We start from the raw sequence: 18,992 nt of genomic DNA, 5'->3' as shown, positions 1-18,992 counted from the left end.
TCGTTTCATTTCGTGGATTAAAATGTTGGTTTGACTGATTTGAGTTGATGAGCGCCCATGTTCATTGATAGTGATGTAATCTTTTGTTGTTCCTTGATAATTTTTAACTTTCTCTTAATCTTGAAAGTATTATTGGACAAGGGAGTAAAACTTTGACAAAATTTGTGAACTATGGGATAATAAAAAGGAATTGAGTACTAGTTCTATATCATAGGCTAGAAAAGACCCCAAGCTCACGTCCAAATAAGCTAGGGGTCTTTTTTGACACTATTTGTCCTTGTTTAGCCATTTATCGACTAAGCGAAGAACGACACCGACCACAATTGGTCCGATGATAGTTTTGAGTACTAGTTCCATCATGGGCTATTTCACCTCATTTCGCAGGCGGTGTAGCAGTGCCGTAGAATATTATATCTAAACTCGGGAATCACCCAACCAGGTGGCTTTTTTGTTTGTGGCTTGGATTTTTGATATAATAGAGCCATGAGTAGAATTTTAGATAATGAAATCATGGGTGATGAGGAGCTGGTAGAACGTACCCTTCGTCCTCAATATTTACGTGAATATATCGGTCAAGATAAGGTCAAGGATCAGCTTCAAATCTTTATCGAAGCAGCAAAAATGCGTGATGAGGCGCTGGACCATGTTCTTTTGTTTGGCCCTCCAGGTCTCGGGAAAACAACCATGGCTTTTGTCATTGCCAATGAACTGGGAGTCAATCTCAAACAAACGTCTGGTCCCGTTATCGAAAAAGCCGGTGATCTGGTAGCGATTTTGAATGACTTGGAGCCAGGAGATGTTCTTTTTATTGATGAGATTCATCGCTTGCCTATGTCGGTGGAAGAGGTGCTTTACAGTGCTATGGAAGACTTCTACATCGACATCATGATTGGTGCGGGGGAAGGTAGTCGCAGTGTCCATCTGGAATTGCCACCTTTTACCTTGATTGGTGCGACGACACGAGCAGGAATGCTATCGAATCCACTTCGTGCACGTTTTGGGATTACTGGTCACATGGAGTATTATGCCCATGATGACTTGACAGAGATTGTCGAGCGGACGGCAGATATTTTTGAGATGGAAATCACTCATGAAGCAGCTTCGGAGTTAGCTTTACGTAGTCGTGGAACTCCTCGTATTGCCAATCGTCTCCTCAAGCGCGTGCGAGACTTTGCGCAGATTATGGGCGATGGCTTGATTGATGATGTGATTACGGATAAGGCTTTGACCATGCTGGATGTAGACCATGAAGGCTTGGACTATGTGGACCAGAAAATTCTTCGCACCATGATTGAGGTCTACGGTGGAGGTCCTGTCGGTTTAGGAACACTTTCTGTAAATATCGCCGAAGAGCGTGAGACGGTAGAGGATATGTATGAACCTTACCTGATCCAGAAGGGCTTTATCATGCGAACTCGTTCAGGACGGGTCGCGACAGCCAAGGCTTATGAACATTTGGGGTATGAATACATTGAAAAATAAAGCTGAAATTTTAGATTCTTTCAGAGAAAATCCTGACATGATGGCTATTCTGACTATTATCCGTGACTTGGAGTTGAAAGATTCCTGGTTGGCGGCTGGTTCGGTCCGAAATTTTATCTGGAATCTCTTGTCAGATAAGCCAGCCTTTGACCGTGAAACGGATGTGGATGTGATTTTCTTTGATCCAGATGTGAGTTATGAAGATACGCTGGCTATAGAAAGCAAGTTGAGAGAGGACTTTCCCCAGTATCAGTGGGAGCTGAAAAATCAAGTCTATATGCATCAGCATAGCCCCCACACACCTCCGTATAGAAATTCCTGTGATGCCATGAGTAAATATCCTGAACGTTGTACGGCGATAGGTCTTCGCTTGCATGCTGACGCAACTTTAGAACTCTTTGCCCCTTATGGTTTGGAGGATATTTTGAACTTTCAGGTTCGTCCAACTCCTCATTTCTTAGAAAATGAAGACCGAATGAAGCTCTATCAAAAGCGTTTAGCAAAGAAAAATTGGCAGGAGAAATGGAAAAATCTCACATTTAAAAATACTTAAGGAAACTTTAAGATAGGAGCTGTATACTTATCTCATAAGTTAAAAAGACCTTAACTTATACTCCTAAAACTTTTTCATAATAATCTCCCTATAAAAAATTAAGTCGCCCAATCAGGCGGCTTTTTTTGATGGAGCGATGATTCGATATATAGTAGATTGAACCTAGAATAGTACGCTACGGATTTTAAAACATTGCTAGAAATTGATCGGACTTTTCTTTCTGGTCAATTTGTTTATATTTTATTTCATCCTACTGATTTTTTACAATAATATTTGATTTTTTAAAGGTAAATAGATGATTATTGGATAAAAAAAGAATCTTAAATTCAGGTAAAATATAGAAAAAGAATAAGTCATTTGTATTAATATATTTTTTACACAAATCTTTGGACAAAGTGACCTCTAATGTGCTATAATAAGGCGTTATAGATTGAGCTGCATATCAAAAATTTTTAAGAGTACACCATTGGTTATCATGTTGAAAAAGGGAAAATATCCAAGTAACATGGCTGTTTGTCGTAAAATTTTTTGGTATTTAGTTTTTTATAAAAAATGAACTCAAGGAGAAAAAACCATGTTTTTTAGACGTCAAGAAGGACGGTATAGAGAAACTGATCGTGTTACCCGATATAAGTTGATTAAATCGGGAAAACATTGGTTGCGTGCCTCAACGTCACTATTTGGCTTGTTTAAAGTTCTTCGAGGTGGTATTGATACAGCCCAAGTTACAACTGAAGTTGTAGACGATCATGTGTCTACCTCTTTAACTGGACTAGATATCCTCAAGGGGATAGCCGCTGCAGGGGCGGTGGTTGGTGGTGGAGTTGCTACTCACACGCAAGTCCATGCCAATGAACAGGTTGCTGTAGAGAAGGTGGTTGATGGAACCGACAACCTAGTCAATTCTGATCAGGTCGTTTTGGGAACGGTCAATAAAGATGATGAGCAACAAACTTCTGTTTCAACATCTACCTCTGTCAGTGAGAGTCTCTCAATCTCTGCTTCAACAAGCGCCTCGATTTCGGCCTCAACAAGTGCATCAGAGTCCGTAAGTGCCTCAACCTCAGCTAGCACTAGTGCCAGTGTATCATCTTCAACTTCTGCTAGTACTTCGGCTTCATTGAGTGATTCGACCTCAACCTCGGCTAGTGCTTCGACTGTTGCAAGCAGTTCCCTCTCTGAGGCTTCGCATGTAGAAGGTTCACAGACGGCTACTAGCGAAGATGCTATCAGTAATGACGGAGTATCCGGAGTTACAGTCAAGGCTAGCGATGTTAAGGTCAACCCTAGCCTTTCTAGTGCTCTGTCAACTGCAGAAAACTTCACAAGTCAAAACGCGAGTCTGACAGCAACCACAACAGCGACTCTTGCTGCGACAACAACTGCAGAAGCAAGTGCTAAAAAGCAAGCAGAAGACCGTAAAAAACTAGTCGCTCTTTCTGCAGAGATGGGTGAATATCTGGCTAAGGTTGCTGGTTTACCTGATACAGATGCAGCAATTATCAAGGTTAAAACCGTGGTTGCTGAGATTGAGTCTGCTCTCAAGGATCCAAACGCAGATCTAGGAGAAGTGATCAATTCTGCCACTTCAGCTCGCAACTCTATCGCTAATGCGGTTTCACGTGCAACCTCTGGTCAACGTGACAGCCGTAACGGGCAAGCGATGCCAACAGGGGGAAATCTCAGAGGTGTTTCGATAAACGGTCACACCACAGCTGAACTTGGGCAAGGAAGTTATTCAAGTTCTAATCGTGAGGTTGTCTGGAAAATAAAAATGCACTCGCAGAGTCCGCTTAATTATGCTGGTCTGATCGCGCAAGTGGATAGAAATACAACCATCACTCGTGTTCTTTTTAATGGACAACCAATGGAAAAACGTGGTGGTTCTGGTAATGAGTATATATTCAACAAGCACCATGACTTGAATAGAAACCTTGAGGCGACTATATTGGTTTATGCGACTGTGAACAATAAGTCTAATGCAGCTACTTTGAGTGCGCGAGTGGCGACAAGTAGTCAACCGTTCACAAGCGCCAACACTTCTGGGAATTATAGTGGCTCAATGAGCTCAACTGTTTCGACTGGAGAAGCTGGTCATAACCGTGGAACATCTAAGCGCCCTACGATTACTTTGCCTGCAAATGTTACCTACTATAATGACGACTCTATTACCACAATCAAGATGAAAATGAGTGATGATAGGGGCTTGAAAACATTAGCTGCAGGATCTAATAATACAATTATCACTGGCTTATATGCGCCTGATTATCCAAGAAATGCAAGAAATGTCGTTGGTGATTTTGGTGTGTATCAAAATGGTAGGTTTGCCTATTATCCAACTACTTATACGGTAAATATGCAAGGTACCATTGGTCGAGACAAAGGAACATGGAAGCCGTTTGCTACTGGCGCGCACATTCTTGAATATGTTGTAACAGATAGTGACGGTCAAACAGATACGGCACATATGACTCTCACCATCAAAGGTTTCAACGAGCGTAACGAGCCTGTGAGTGGTGATACTGTTACGGTAAATAATCCGTCATCTTTGAGCGAGACTGAGAAAACTCAAATCCTTGCAAACTTTAGGAACAATAGTAAAAATGCCACTATCCTCAACAGTTCTGATTACAAGAAAAATTCTGAAGGTAATCATGAAATAACGGTGTCTAATACGGGTGAAATCACTATTACTTATCGTGATAACACTGTGGATGTCGTTCGAGCTAACGTAAGAGCGGAAACTGAGGTGCCTGTACCTGCTGTAACCGTGACACGTGGTGGTCAGCAGATTACAGCTACTCAAAGTCCCGACTCTAGTCGTGGGATGGAACATATTGTCTATGCAGGTGATGATTTCACCGTTAAATTTACTGCGACTGATAATAGTGGTAAATTAAGAGAGTTCAAGATTGTACCTAGAGCAGATGGGAACCAACCAGGGTTGAGAGAAAACTACTTTGAAGGTTCTAACTATGGTACAGGAACTGTAGGGCTCTTGACAGGAAATATCACAGCTACGCCAGAAAGTCCTGCGACTATCACAGTCGACGCTCATATGAATGATAATCTGGAGTGGAACTCAGGACATACTTGGCAACGGAATGCAGTTGCAACTGACCAAGTAGGCAACTTCAACAGAGTGAATGGTACTGGCAATGTTCGTATCACCCAAGGACAACTGAAAGACCGTCTTAAAGTAACAAATCCTGACTTTACACCTGTAGTAAATAAAAACAGTTTAACAGATAACGAAAAGACAGATGTCAAGACTGCCATCTACGCTAAGAATGATAAGACAGTTCACCGCATCAAAGACATTGAAGTTGCAAGCGATGGAACTGCAAAGATTATTTATAAGGATTTAACAAGCAATACTATTTCTCGAGATGTTACAGTCAATGAACGACCAAAACTGGAGATTCATTATGATAATGCTACAACTAAGGAAATCTATCTATACCGTGGGGAAGAAGTTAATGTAACCTTTAGAGCAACTGATGATTCTGGCAAGATTTCTTCATTGAAGTTTGAAATGCAAGGTACAGCTGACAATGCTAATGGTACAAACTATGCAGGATATACCGGTCTCAATCGTTCAACTCCAATCACAAATTTGACAGATCAGGCGGATGCAAAGATTACCCTTACAGGCACTCTAGCAAAAAATGTACCGTTAGCATCATTTGAACGCTATTTAATGGCAACAGATGACCAAAACACCTCTGATAGTAACCATGCAAAAAACGGTATAACCGACAATGGTTATGTCAAATTTGTAATCAAAAGCCAGACTGATAAATATACTGCTGTAGCGAAGGCGTCAACGGTCTATACTTATGTAGGTGAAACAGCAGATGATTTGTCAAATGCGGCTAACTTTGTTCAGCTTCAAGGTGGTAAGCAATTACCACAAGGTACCACTGTTACTTGGAAGACACCAATTGACACAACTGACTCTGGGGATAATAAAACAGCTGTAGCAACAGTCACATACCCAGATGGATCTACAGATGATGTTACTGTAACTTATAGTACTATGGCTTCTATCGAAGCAAAAGATCCAATCAATGATATACAAGGAACGACTCCTCATAATGGAACAAGCTGGATTGACTACATTAAAAAACTTGGTAGTCACTGGTTCCCAGGAGGATCTAGTCAAACATGGGAAAAAGGAGATGGAACTCGCTCGTCAGCTAGTCCAATCAATACAGCAGAAGTTGGGCAGCATCGCTTTAAATTAATCTTTACATATCCAAAAGGGCGTCTGGGTGAAACAGATAGCGCGAAATTGCTCAGCAAGACTGTAGATATTGTTCATAATGTGTACAAATTTGAGTCTAAACGTTCCTATAACTTTACTCAGGGACAGACAAGCGATGCTACGTATCAACAAGTTGTTGCAAATCCAAAAGACTCTATCACCAAGGTGACAGGAAGCCCTGATTACGATGCTAACAAGACTAACTTTACTTGGGTGAATGGTGCCCCAGATCTTTCAACTGTAGGTCGATTTACAAAAGATGTAGAAGTTGAATTGCCAGCAGATGGTACAGGTACACGTGTCAAACAGCGTGTTCCAATCACTTATACAGTTAATCCGCAAGCGCCAGCTATCTCAGTTGCTTCTACCAACGAAACAGGTGGTTTGCCAAATCGTTCAATTGTTGTGACCAATGTCACACCTGGAGCTCTTGTAACCTTGACTTTAGCTGGGCATACATTTACCAAGACAGCTAAAGATAACGAATCAAGTGTTACCTTTGAACCTGCAGAACTACAAAAAGCTTACGATGGCAACAATGGTCTCCTTCCGACTAGAGATGTGACAGCTAAGCAAGAAAAAACAGTAACACTTCCAAGTGGTGGAACTGAAACCTTGAGTTCGGCTACAACGACTGCAACGATTACCAAGGAAACTGTAGGACCTGAAGTAATTTTTGAACTTTATATTAAGAATGATAAGACTGGCCAATGGGAAAAACAAACGATCAAGAATAATGTTCGTCCAGGAGTCAGCGGTTACGAAGTCTTCGCAGGCGACAAGATTAAAGTTGTTCTAACTGCTAAAGATAATAGTGGTAAGATTAAAACTCTGAAATTAAACGATGGAACTTCTGATATCAGTCGTATTTTCCAAACTGGTTATTCTTCAGATGATGATGCACTAGGAATTAAGGATATTACCACTGAAGCTTCAACAACAAATCCAAAAGTATTAACGTACACTGCTACTTATGGAGAAAATGTCCAATATGTAGTTGGTAATAAATGGACCCGTGGAACTAGTGCTACAGATTTATCAGATAATACAGGTAGAGTCACAACTGTAGTTGCACAAGGTAAACTGAATGAAAAATTCCCAGGTATTAAACCAAGTAGTGCTATCCAAGTTTCTAATTTAACTTCATTGACACCAGATGATCTTAAGAAGATTCTTGCTGCAGTGAAGACAGTCAACCCTGAGTCAGATTTCCGTATTAAATCGTACGAGATTGCTAGCAATGGAACTGTAACGATTACCTACAAAGACGGAACAAAAAACACAGTAACTCCTGACTTGTCAGATTCGGATCATAAGTCAGCATCAGCGTCAACCAGTGCGTCAGTGTCTGCTTCAACCAGTGCATCAGTAAGTGCAATGACCAGTGCATCTGAGTCAGCTTCAACAAGCGCAAGTCAATCAGCAAGTACATCAGCTAGCCAGTCAGCATCAACCAGTGCAAGTCAATCAGCAAGTACATCGGCTAGCCAGTCAGCATCAACAAGTGCAAGCCAATCAGCAAGCACGTCAGCGTCTGAATCCGCATCAACCAGTGCGAGCCAATCAGCAAGCACATCGGCCTCTGAATCAGCGTCAACCAGTGCGAGCCAATCAGCAAGCACATCAGCTAGCCAGTCAGCGTCAACCAGTGCAAGCCAATCAGCAAGCACGTCTGCAAGCCAAAGTGCTTCAACAAGCGCAAGTCAATCAGCAAGCACATCAGCTAGTCAGTCAGCATCGACAAGTGCGAGCCAATCAGCAAGCACGTCTGCAAGCCAAAGTGCTTCAACAAGCGCAAGTCAATCAGCAAGCACCTCAGCTAGCCAGTCGGCGTCGACAAGTGCGAGCCAATCAGCAAGCACATCAGCTAGCCAGTCAGCGTCAACCAGTGCGAGCCAATCAGCCAGCACATCAGCTAGTCAGTCAGCATCGACAAGTGCGAGCCAATCAGCAAGCACGTCAGCTAGTCAGTCAGCATCGACAAGTGCAAGCCAATCAGCAAGCACGTCAGCTAGCCAGTCAGCATCGACAAGCGCAAGTCAATCAGCAAGTACATCAGCTAGCCAGTCAGCATCGACAAGTGCGAGTCAATCAGCAAGCACGTCAGCTAGCCAGTCAGCTTCAACAAGCGCAAGTCAATCAGCAAGTACATCAGCTAGCCAGTCAGCGTCAACCAGTGCAAGCCAATCAGCCAGCACGTCAGCAAGCCAAAGTGCTTCAACAAGCGCAAGCCAATCAGCCAGCACATCAGCTAGCCAGTCAGCATCGACAAGTGCAAGCCAATCAGCCAGCACGTCTGCAAGTCAGTCAGCGTCAACCAGTGCGAGCCAATCAGCAAGCACATCAGCTAGTCAGTCAGCATCGACAAGTGCGAGCCAATCAGCAAGTACCTCAGCTAGCCAGTCAGCATCGACAAGTGCGAGCCAATCAGCCAGCACCTCAGCTAGCCAGTCCGCATCGACAAGTGCAAGCCAATCAGCAAGCACCTCAGCGTCTGAGTCAGCATCGACAAGCGCAAGTCAATCAGCCAGCACCTCAGCTAGCCAATCGGCCTCAACCAGTGCGAGCCAATCAGCCAGCACCTCAGCTAGCCAGTCAGCGTCAACAAGTGCAAGTCAATCAGCAAGTACCTCAGCTAGCCAGTCAGCTTCAACAAGCGCAAGTCAATCAGCAAGCACAAGTGCATCTGAATCAGCATCAACCAGTGCGAGCCAATCAGCAAGCACGTCGGCAAGCCAGTCAGCGTCAACAAGTGCAAGTCAATCAGCAAGTACCTCAGCTAGCCAGTCAGCATCGACCAGTGCGAGCCAATCAGCCAGCACGTCTGCAAGCCAAAGTGCTTCAACAAGCGCAAGTCAATCAGCAAGCACATCGGCTTCTGAGTCAGCGTCAACCAGTGCAAGCCAATCAGCAAGTACATCGGCATCTGAATCAGCATCAACCAGTGCAAGTCAGTCAGCAAGCACATCAGCTAGTCAGTCCGCATCGACAAGTGCGAGCCAATCAGCCAGCACGTCAGCAAGCCAAAGTGCTTCAACAAGCGCCAGTCAATCAGCAAGTACAAGTGCTAGTCAGTCAGCAAGTACATCGGCTTCTGAATCAGCGTCAACAAGCGCGTCAGCATCAGCAAGCACATCGGCTTCTGAGTCGGCATCGACAAGTGCGAGCCAATCAGCAAGCACGTCAGCTAGCCAGTCAGCATCGACAAGTGCGAGCCAATCAGCAAGCACATCAGCGTCTGAGTCAGCATCGACAAGTGCGAGCCAATCAGCAAGCACGTCAGCTAGCCAGTCAGCGTCAACCAGTGCAAGCCAATCAGCAAGCACGTCAGCTAGCCAGTCAGCTTCAACAAGCGCCAGTCAATCAGCCAGCACATCAGCTAGCCAGTCAGCATCGACAAGCGCAAGTCAATCCGCAAGTACATCGGCTAGCCAGTCAGCGTCAACCAGTGCGAGCCAATCAGCAAGCACGTCGGCAAGCCAAAGTGCTTCAACAAGCGCCAGTCAATCAGCAAGCACGTCGGCTAGCCAGTCAGCGTCAACCAGTGCGAGCCAATCAGCCAGCACGTCGGCAAGCCAAAGTGCTTCAACAAGCGCAAGTCAATCAGCAAGCACGTCAGCTAGCCAGTCGGCTTCAACCAGTGCGAGCCAATCAGCAAGCACATCAGCTAGCCAGTCAGCTTCAACAAGCGCCAGTCAATCAGCAAGTACAAGTGCTAGTCAGTCAGCAAGTACATCGGCTTCTGAATCAGCGTCAACAAGCGCGTCAGCATCAGCAAGCACATCGGCTTCTGAGTCGGCATCGACAAGTGCGAGCCAATCAGCCAGCACGTCTGCAAGCCAAAGTGCTTCAACAAGCGCAAGTCAATCAGCCAGCACAAGTGCATCTGAATCAGCGTCAACCAGTGCGAGCCAATCAGCCAGCACGTCGGCTAGCCAGTCAGCATCAACCAGTGCAAGCCAATCAGCAAGCACATCGGCATCTGAATCAGCGTCAACCAGTGCGAGCCAATCAGCAAGCACGTCGGCTAGCCAGTCAGCATCAACCAGTGCAAGCCAATCAGCCAGCACGTCAGCGTCTGAGTCCGCATCGACAAGCGCCAGTCAATCAGCAAGCACATCGGCCTCTGAATCAGCGTCAACCAGTGCGAGCCAATCAGCCAGCACGTCTGCAAGCCAAAGTGCTTCAACAAGCGCCAGTCAATCAGCAAGTACAAGTGCTAGTCAGTCAGCAAGTACATCGGCTTCTGAATCAGCGTCAACAAGCGCGTCAGCATCAGCAAGCACATCGGCTTCTGAGTCGGCATCGACAAGTGCGAGCCAATCAGCAAGCACGTCAGCTAGCCAGTCAGCATCGACAAGTGCGAGCCAATCAGCAAGCACATCAGCGTCTGAGTCAGCATCGACAAGTGCGAGCCAATCAGCAAGCACGTCAGCTAGCCAGTCAGCTTCAACCAGTGCAAGCCAATCCGCAAGCACGTCAGCTAGCCAGTCAGCTTCAACAAGCGCCAGTCAATCAGCCAGCACATCAGCTAGCCAGTCAGCATCGACAAGCGCAAGTCAATCCGCAAGTACATCGGCTAGCCAGTCAGCGTCAACCAGTGCAAGCCAATCAGCAAGTACATCGGCATCTGAATCAGCATCAACAAGTGCAAGTCAGTCAGCAAGCACATCAGCTAGCCAGTCAGCGTCAACCAGTGCAAGTCAATCCGCAAGTACGTCAGCTAGCCAGTCAGCATCAACCAGTGCAAGCCAATCAGCCAGCACGTCAGCGTCTGAGTCCGCATCGACAAGCGCAAGTCAATCAGCAAGCACAAGTGCCTCTGAATCAGCATCAACCAGTGCGAGCCAATCAGCAAGTACATCGGCATCTGAATCAGCATCAACAAGTGCAAGTCAGTCAGCAAGCACATCAGCGTCTGAGTCAGCATCGACAAGTGCGAGCCAATCAGCCAGCACGTCAGCTAGCCAGTCAGCTTCAACAAGCGCAAGTCAATCAGCAAGCACATCAGCTAGCCAGTCAGCATCGACAAGTGCAAGCCAATCAGCAAGCACATCAGCTAGCCAGTCAGCGTCAACCAGTGCAAGTCAATCCGCAAGTACGTCAGCTAGCCAGTCAGCATCAACCAGTGCAAGCCAATCAGCCAGCACGTCAGCGTCTGAGTCCGCATCGACAAGCGCAAGTCAATCAGCAAGCACAAGTGCCTCTGAATCAGCATCAACCAGTGCGAGCCAATCAGCAAGCACATCGGCCTCTGAATCAGCGTCAACCAGTGCGAGCCAATCAGCAAGCACGTCGGCAAGCCAAAGTGCTTCAACAAGCGCAAGTCAATCAGCAAGCACCTCAGCTAGCCAATCGGCCTCAACCAGTGCGAGCCAATCAGCAAGCACATCGGCCTCTGAATCAGCGTCAACCAGTGCATCAGTAAGTGCAATGACCAGTGCATCTGAGTCAGCTTCAACAAGCGCAAGTCAATCAGCCAGCACGTCAGCTAGCCAGTCGGCTTCAACCAGTGCGAGCCAATCAGCAAGCACATCAGCTAGCCAGTCAGCTTCAACAAGCGCAAGTCAATCAGCAAGTACAAGTGCTAGTCAGTCAGCAAGTACATCGGCTTCTGAATCAGCGTCAACAAGCGCGTCAGCATCAGCAAGCACATCGGCTTCTGAGTCGGCATCGACAAGTGCGAGCCAATCAGCCAGCACGTCTGCAAGCCAAAGTGCTTCAACAAGCGCAAGTCAATCAGCCAGCACAAGTGCATCTGAATCAGCGTCAACCAGTGCGAGCCAATCAGCCAGCACGTCGGCTAGCCAGTCAGCATCAACCAGTGCAAGCCAATCAGCCAGCACATCGGCATCTGAATCAGCGTCAACCAGTGCGAGCCAATCAGCCAGCACGTCGGCTAGCCAGTCAGCATCAACCAGTGCAAGCCAATCAGCCAGCACGTCAGCGTCTGAGTCCGCATCGACAAGCGCCAGTCAATCAGCAAGCACATCGGCCTCTGAATCAGCGTCAACCAGTGCGAGCCAATCAGCCAGCACGTCTGCAAGCCAAAGTGCTTCAACAAGCGCAAGTCAATCAGCAAGCACATCGGCTTCTGAGTCAGCGTCAACCAGTGCAAGCCAATCAGCAAGTACATCGGCATCTGAATCAGCATCAACCAGTGCAAGTCAGTCAGCAAGCACATCAGCTAGTCAGTCCGCATCGACAAGTGCGAGCCAATCAGCCAGCACGTCAGCAAGCCAAAGTGCTTCAACAAGCGCCAGTCAATCAGCAAGTACAAGTGCTAGTCAGTCAGCAAGTACATCGGCTTCTGAATCAGCGTCAACAAGCGCGTCAGCATCAGCAAGCACATCGGCTTCTGAGTCGGCATCGACAAGTGCGAGCCAATCAGCAAGCACGTCAGCTAGCCAGTCAGCATCGACAAGTGCGAGCCAATCAGCAAGCACATCAGCGTCTGAGTCAGCATCGACAAGTGCGAGCCAATCAGCAAGCACGTCAGCTAGCCAGTCAGCGTCAACCAGTGCAAGCCAATCAGCAAGCACGTCAGCTAGCCAGTCAGCGTCAACCAGTGCAAGCCAATCAGCAAGTACATCGGCATCTGAATCAGCATCAACAAGTGCAAGTCAGTCAGCAAGCACATCAGCGTCTGAGTCAGCATCGACAAGTGCGAGCCAATCAGCCAGCACGTCAGCTAGCCAGTCAGCTTCAACAAGCGCAAGTCAATCCGCAAGCACATCAGCTAGCCAGTCAGCATCGACAAGTGCAAGCCAATCAGCAAGCACATCAGCTAGCCAGTCAGCGTCAACCAGTGCAAGTCAATCCGCAAGTACGTCAGCTAGCCAGTCAGCATCAACCAGTGCAAGCCAATCAGCCAGCACGTCAGCGTCTGAGTCCGCAAGCACAAGTGCATCGACCTCAGCATCAACAAGTGCATCGACTTCAGCGTCAGAGTCAGCGTCAACCAGTGCAAGTCAATCCGCAAGTACGTCAGCTAGCCAGTCAGCATCAACCAGTGCAAGCACATCAGCATCTGAATCAGCATCAACAAGTGCATCGACATCAGCATCTGAATCAGCAAGCACAAGCGCATCAACATCAGCATCTGAGTCAGCGTCAACAAGTGCATCGACATCAGCATCTGAATCAGCATCTGAGTCAGCGTCAACAAGTGCGTCGACCTCAGCATCTGAGTCAGCGTCAACAAGTGCATCGACCTCAGCATCTGAGTCAGCATCAACAAGTGCATCGACCTCAGCATCTGAATCAGCGTCAACAAGTGCAAGCACATCAGCGTCTGAATCAGCGTCAACAAGTGCAAGCATATCAGCATCTGAATCAGCATCAACAAGTGCATCGACCTCAGCGTCAGAGTCAGCGTCAACAAGTGCATCGACATCAGCATCTGAGTCAGCATCAACCAGTGCGAGCCAATCCGCCAGCACGTCAGCTAGCCAGTCAGCTTCAACAAGCGCAAGTCAATCCGCCAGCACGTCAGCTAGCCAGTCAGCATCGACCAGTGCAAGTCAATCAGCCAGCACGTCAGCTAGCCAGTCAGCTTCAACAAGCGCAAGTCAATCCGCCAGCACGTCAGCTAGCCAGTCAGCATCGACCAGTGCGAGCCAATCCGCAAGCACGTCAGCAAGCCAAAGTGCTTCAACAAGCGCAAGTCAATCCGCAAGTACATCAGCTAGCCAGTCCGCATCGACAAGTGCAAGTCAATCCGCCAGCACGTCAGCAAGCCAGTCAGCTTCAACAAGCGCAAGTCAATCAGCCAGCACGTCAGCAAGCCAAAGTGCTTCAACAAGCGCAAGTCAATCCGCAAGTACATCAGCTAGCCAGTCCGCATCGACCAGTGCGAGCCAATCAGCCAGCACGTCAGCAAGCCAAAGTGCATCAACAAGCGCAAGTCAATCCGCAAGTACATCAGCTAGCCAGTCAGCATCGACAAGTGCGAGCCAATCCGCAAGCACAAGTGCATCAGAGTCAGCATCAACCAGTGCAAGCCAATCAGCCAGCACGTCAGCAAGCCAAAGTGCTTCAACAAGCGCAAGCCAATCCGCAAGCACGTCAGCAAGCCAAAGTGCATCAACAAGCGCAAGTCAATCCGCAAGTACATCGGCTAGCCAGTCAGCATCAACAAGTGCGAGCCAATCCGCAAGCACATCAGCGTCTGAGTCAGCATCGACAAGTGCGAGCCAATCCGCAAGCACGTCTGCAAGTCAGTCAGCATCGACAAGTGCGAGCCAATCAGCCAGCACGTCAGCTAGCCAATCAGCATCGACAAGTGCGAGTCAATCCGCAAGCACATCGGCATCTGAGTCAGCGTCAACCAGTGCAAGTCAATCAGCCAGCACGTCGGCTAGCCAGTCAGCGTCAACCAGTGCAAGCCAATCAGCCAGCACATCAGCGTCTGAGTCAGCATCAACCAGTGCGAGCCAATCAGCCAGCACGTCAGCTAGCCAGTCAGCTTCAACAAGCGCAAGTCAATCAGCCAGCACGTCAGCTAGCCAGTCAGCATCGACCAGTGCAAGTCAATCAGCCAGCACGTCAGCTAGCCAGTCAGCTTCAACAAGCGCAAGTCAATCAGCCAGCACATCAGCTAGCCAGTCAGCATCGACCAGTGCGAGCCAATCAGCCAGCACGTCAGCAAGCCAAAGTGCTTCAACAAGCGCAAGTCAATCAGCAAGCACGTCAGCGTCTGAGTCAGCATCAACCAGTGCGAGCCAATCAGCCAGCACAAGCGCTTCAGAATCAGCGTCAACCAGTGCGAGCCAATCAGCAAGCACAAGTGCTTCTGAATCAGCGTCAACCAGTGCGAGCCAATCAGCAAGCACAAGCGCTTCAGAATCAGCGTCAACCAGTGCAAGCCAATCAGCAAGCACCTCAGCTAGCCAAAGTGCTTCAACAAGCGCAAGTCAATCAGCCAGCACATCAGCTAGCCAGTCAGCTTCAACAAGCGCAAGTCAATCAGCCAGCACATCAGCTAGCCAGTCAGCATCGACCAGTGCGAGCCAATCAGCCAGCACAAGCGCTTCAGAATCAGCGTCAACCAGTGCAAGCCAATCAGCCAGCACATCGGCATCTGAATCAGCGTCAACCAGTGCGAGCCAATCAGCCAGCACATCGGCATCTGAATCAGCGTCAACCAGTGCGAGCCAATCAGCAAGCACCTCAGCTAGTCAGTCCGCATCGACAAGTGCGAGCCAATCAGCCAGCACCTCAGCGTCTGAGTCAGCATCAACCAGTGCGAGCCAATCAGCCAGCACGTCAGCTAGCCAGTCCGCATCGACAAGTGCGAGCCAATCAGCCAGCACCTCAGCTAGTCAGTCCGCATCGACCAGTGCGAGCCAATCAGCCAGCACATCAGCGTCTGAGTCAGCATCAACCAGTGCGAGCCAATCAGCCAGCACGTCAGCTAGCCAGTCAGCTTCAACAAGCGCAAGTCAATCAGCCAGCACGTCAGCTAGCCAGTCAGCATCGACCAGTGCAAGTCAATCAGCCAGCACGTCAGCTAGCCAGTCAGCTTCAACAAGCGCAAGTCAATCAGCCAGCACATCAGCTAGCCAGTCAGCATCGACCAGTGCGAGCCAATCAGCCAGCACGTCAGCAAGCCAAAGTGCTTCAACAAGCGCAAGTCAATCAGCAAGCACGTCAGCGTCTGAGTCAGCATCAACCAGTGCGAGCCAATCAGCCAGCACAAGCGCTTCAGAATCAGCGTCAACCAGTGCGAGCCAATCAGCAAGCACAAGTGCTTCAGAATCAGCGTCAACCAGTGCGAGCCAATCAGCAAGCACAAGCGCTTCAGAATCAGCGTCAACCAGTGCAAGCCAATCAGCAAGCACCTCAGCTAGCCAAAGTGCTTCAACAAGCGCAAGTCAATCAGCCAGCACATCAGCTAGCCAGTCAGCTTCAACAAGCGCAAGTCAATCAGCCAGCACATCAGCTAGCCAGTCAGCATCGACCAGTGCGAGCCAATCAGCCAGCACAAGCGCTTCAGAATCAGCGTCAACCAGTGCAAGCCAATCAGCCAGCACATCGGCATCTGAATCAGCGTCAACCAGTGCGAGCCAATCAGCCAGCACATCGGCATCTGAATCAGCGTCAACCAGTGCGAGCCAATCAGCAAGCACCTCAGCTAGTCAGTCCGCATCGACAAGTGCGAGCCAATCAGCCAGCACCTCAGCGTCTGAGTCAGCATCAACCAGTGCGAGCCAATCAGCCAGCACGTCAGCTAGCCAGTCCGCATCGACAAGTGCGAGCCAATCAGCAAGCACCTCAGCTAGTCAGTCCGCATCGACCAGTGCGAGCCAATCAGCCAGCACGTCGGCTAGCCAGTCAGCGTCAACCAGTGCAAGCCAATCAGCCAGCACGTCAGCTAGCCAGTCCGCATCGACCAGTGCGAGCCAATCAGCCAGCACGTCAGCGTCTGAGTCCGCATCAACCAGTGCGAGCCAATCAGCCAGCACGTCGGCTAGCCAGTCAGCGTCAACCAGTGCAAGTCAATCAGCAAGCACATCAGCTAGCCAGTCAGCATCGACAAGTGCGAGCCAATCAGCAAGCACGTCAGCGTCTGAGTCAGCATCAACCAGTGCGAGCCAATCAGCCAGCACAAGTGCATCTGAGTCAGCGTCAACCAGTGCGAACCAATCAGCAAGCACAAGTGCATCTGAGTCAGCGTCAACCAGTGCAAGCCAATCAGTCAGCACAAGTGCATCTGAATCAGCATCAACCAGTGCGAGCCAATCAGCCAGCACAAGTGCATCTGAGTCAGCGTCAACCAGTGCGAGTCAATCAGCAAGCATAAGCGCATCTATGATTCATTCGACTAGTCAAGCTCCTCAAACTGATACAACTAAGACACGTAAGCAACTTCCAAATACTGGAACAGCAACTTCGGCTACAAATCTGCTCCTAGGAGCTGTAGCAGGTCTAACAGGATTAGGATTAGTAGCTAAGCGTCGTAAGCGCGATGATGAAGAATAAGCCTTGTTTTATAAAGTTGCTAAAAGACTAGGTAAGCTATGAGAAAGCCTCCAAGGATTGTAAAATTCTTGGAGGTTTTTGTCTATAGGAAGTGAGTATTAGCTGGTTGGAGTTTTGTTGATTCGTAAGACTCGTTTAAAATCAAAAAGAGTAGAAATTTCGTAACCGCCCCATAACAGAGTACCTAGCCAACTTTCCATTCCTCCGGTATACTGTTAGTAGAAAAAACAGTACTGGAGGTTATTTTAATGTCACACCTTATTGTCCCTTTGGAAACACCCCAATCTCGCCGTTTTGATAAGAAAAAGAAGAATAAGATGATTTTTCGTTGTCAGTTAAAAGAGCTTGATTTTTCCATCTATTGTAACCGTCCCATAATGATCTATAGTTGTATTCGCATTTTTCCTGTACGATTATAGCTTATGGTAAACAAGGCTTTAAGACCTCTTTTTGCTTGTGGATTAATATCCTTGAAAAAATGAAACTTCAATGGCATGACTTTAAATCGTGTATGATCATATTTCCGATTTGCTAATTGTATGTAAATTTATTAATTATCAATTTTTGGATAGCATTGATATTTTTATGTAAGTTGCTTTTATTATAAGGCTATTTGTGGTAAGATGTACATAATAACAGAATGCTATATAGTATCTCTATATTAATGGTAAATAACATTAAATTTGTATAAAAGTTTTAGTTAGATGACAAGTTATTCATATTGTAGGCACACTGATAGATATAGTCAATTTAGTTGGAGGGGGAAGTTTTAATTGCTATCTGGAAAATTCTGCATGTTTTCACATAAAAATAAGCAACATCAGCGCTTTTTTCAACTTTTACCTGATGGTCAAATCAAGGATATTGGTGGAACCGGTCATGATAATGAGCGGTTTTGGCATATGCAGGAGAAAAAACTTCAACTATTTTCTAGCTCGAAAGAGTTGACGGCAGTTTTTGACTGTTGTTATGAGGAAGTCAGCTATTCTTATTGGGAAGGTTTGCATCAGGAAACGATTCCTCTGGAAATTCGTGTCTATAATTCGCGTTCGGATCTGTTTGATTACCTGACGAAATTTACTAGTCGCTATTTGATTGACTACGGGGCCTTAACAGTGGGCAATCATACTTATGGTATTCCTCAATTAGTTGACTATGACCATGGAGGCCAGGTCATTATTGGTGATTATTGTTCTATTGGACAAAATGTTCAATTTGTAACAGCAAATCATGATGTGGAATTGATTACCACTTATCCATTTAAGAGTTTGGAGTTGTTTTACACAGATAAGACCCTGAATATGACGGATGACCATATCTTAAAGAATCCCACTCGTGTTGGGAATGATGTTTGGATTGGAAACAATGTTCAAATCATGGCAGGGGTAACTATTGGAGATGGAGCAGTGATAGCAACAGGTGCTGTAGTAACCAAGGATGTGGAACCCTATGCTATTGTTGGAGGAAATTCTGCTAAGCTTATTCGTTATCGCATAGCAGATCCTACTTTCCGTGAACAGATGTTAGAAATTGCGTGGTGGAATTGGCCGGAAGACATTATTTCTGAACGATTGGATAAAATCATGAGTAAGGATATATCAGGATTTATAAAAGAATACTTACCAAATGCTGGGAAAGTTAAACATGATTGATCTGTTCTCAGAAATATTAGAATTGATTTAGAATGTATCTTAAAGAAATCGCACT

Annotated in this window: 5 protein-coding genes; 4 read left to right on the top strand and 1 reads right to left on the bottom strand. The window is 47.1% G+C overall.

Features of this window, described 5'->3' with window-relative positions; translation table 11 throughout:
* Window positions 1-267: 267 nt before the first annotated feature.
* Complete coding sequence (locus tag RRU92_RS01090; RefSeq protein WP_000970382.1) at window positions 268-360, bottom strand: type I toxin-antitoxin system Fst family toxin; 93 nt, start codon at window positions 358-360, stop codon at window positions 268-270.
* A gap of 123 nt (window positions 361-483) precedes the next feature.
* On the opposite strand from RRU92_RS01090, the gene ruvB reads away from it, so the two are divergent.
* The 4 genes from ruvB (at window position 484) to RRU92_RS01070 (ending at window position 18,937) form a co-directional block, all read left to right on the top strand.
* Entirely contained in the window at window positions 484-1,482 is a 999-nt protein-coding gene (gene ruvB / locus RRU92_RS01085) for a Holliday junction branch migration DNA helicase RuvB (RefSeq protein ID WP_315640029.1), read from the top strand.
* Window positions 1,463-2,035, top strand: coding sequence for a nucleotidyltransferase family protein (locus RRU92_RS01080; RefSeq protein ID WP_315640028.1), 573 nt, complete (start codon window positions 1,463-1,465; stop codon window positions 2,033-2,035). The genes ruvB and RRU92_RS01080 overlap by 20 nt, the downstream gene beginning before the upstream one ends.
* A gap of 574 nt (window positions 2,036-2,609) precedes the next feature.
* Window positions 2,610-17,285 carry an accessory Sec-dependent serine-rich glycoprotein adhesin gene (locus RRU92_RS01075; protein ID WP_315640027.1) on the top strand — a complete coding sequence of 4,892 codons (14,676 nt, stop codon included), beginning with the start codon at window positions 2,610-2,612 and terminating at the stop codon, window positions 17,283-17,285.
* Window positions 17,286-18,079: 794 nt separating this feature from the next.
* On the top strand, window positions 18,080-18,937 hold the full coding sequence (locus RRU92_RS01070) for a CatB-related O-acetyltransferase (protein WP_315640025.1): 858 nt from the start codon (window positions 18,080-18,082) through the stop codon (window positions 18,935-18,937).
* The last annotated feature ends 55 nt before the right edge of the window (window positions 18,938-18,992 follow it).

It is taken from the genome of Streptococcus sp. DTU_2020_1001019_1_SI_AUS_MUR_006 (genome assembly GCF_032340315.1).
GTDB lineage: Bacteria > Bacillota > Bacilli > Lactobacillales > Streptococcaceae > Streptococcus.
The sequence above is the reverse complement of the archived record's forward strand: the minus strand, read 5'-3'. Positions and strand labels throughout refer to the sequence as shown.

Coding starts and splice junctions, on each gene's coding strand:
- RRU92_RS01090 (WP_000970382.1), bottom strand. CDS start 360: ATGATGGAACTAGTACTCAAAACTATCATCGGACCAATTGTGGTCGGT.
- ruvB (WP_315640029.1), top strand. CDS start 484: ATGAGTAGAATTTTAGATAATGAAATCATGGGTGATGAGGAGCTGGTA.
- RRU92_RS01080 (WP_315640028.1), top strand. CDS start 1,463: ATGAATACATTGAAAAATAAAGCTGAAATTTTAGATTCTTTCAGAGAA.
- RRU92_RS01075 (WP_315640027.1), top strand. CDS start 2,610: ATGTTTTTTAGACGTCAAGAAGGACGGTATAGAGAAACTGATCGTGTT.
- RRU92_RS01070 (WP_315640025.1), top strand. CDS start 18,080: ATGTTTTCACATAAAAATAAGCAACATCAGCGCTTTTTTCAACTTTTA.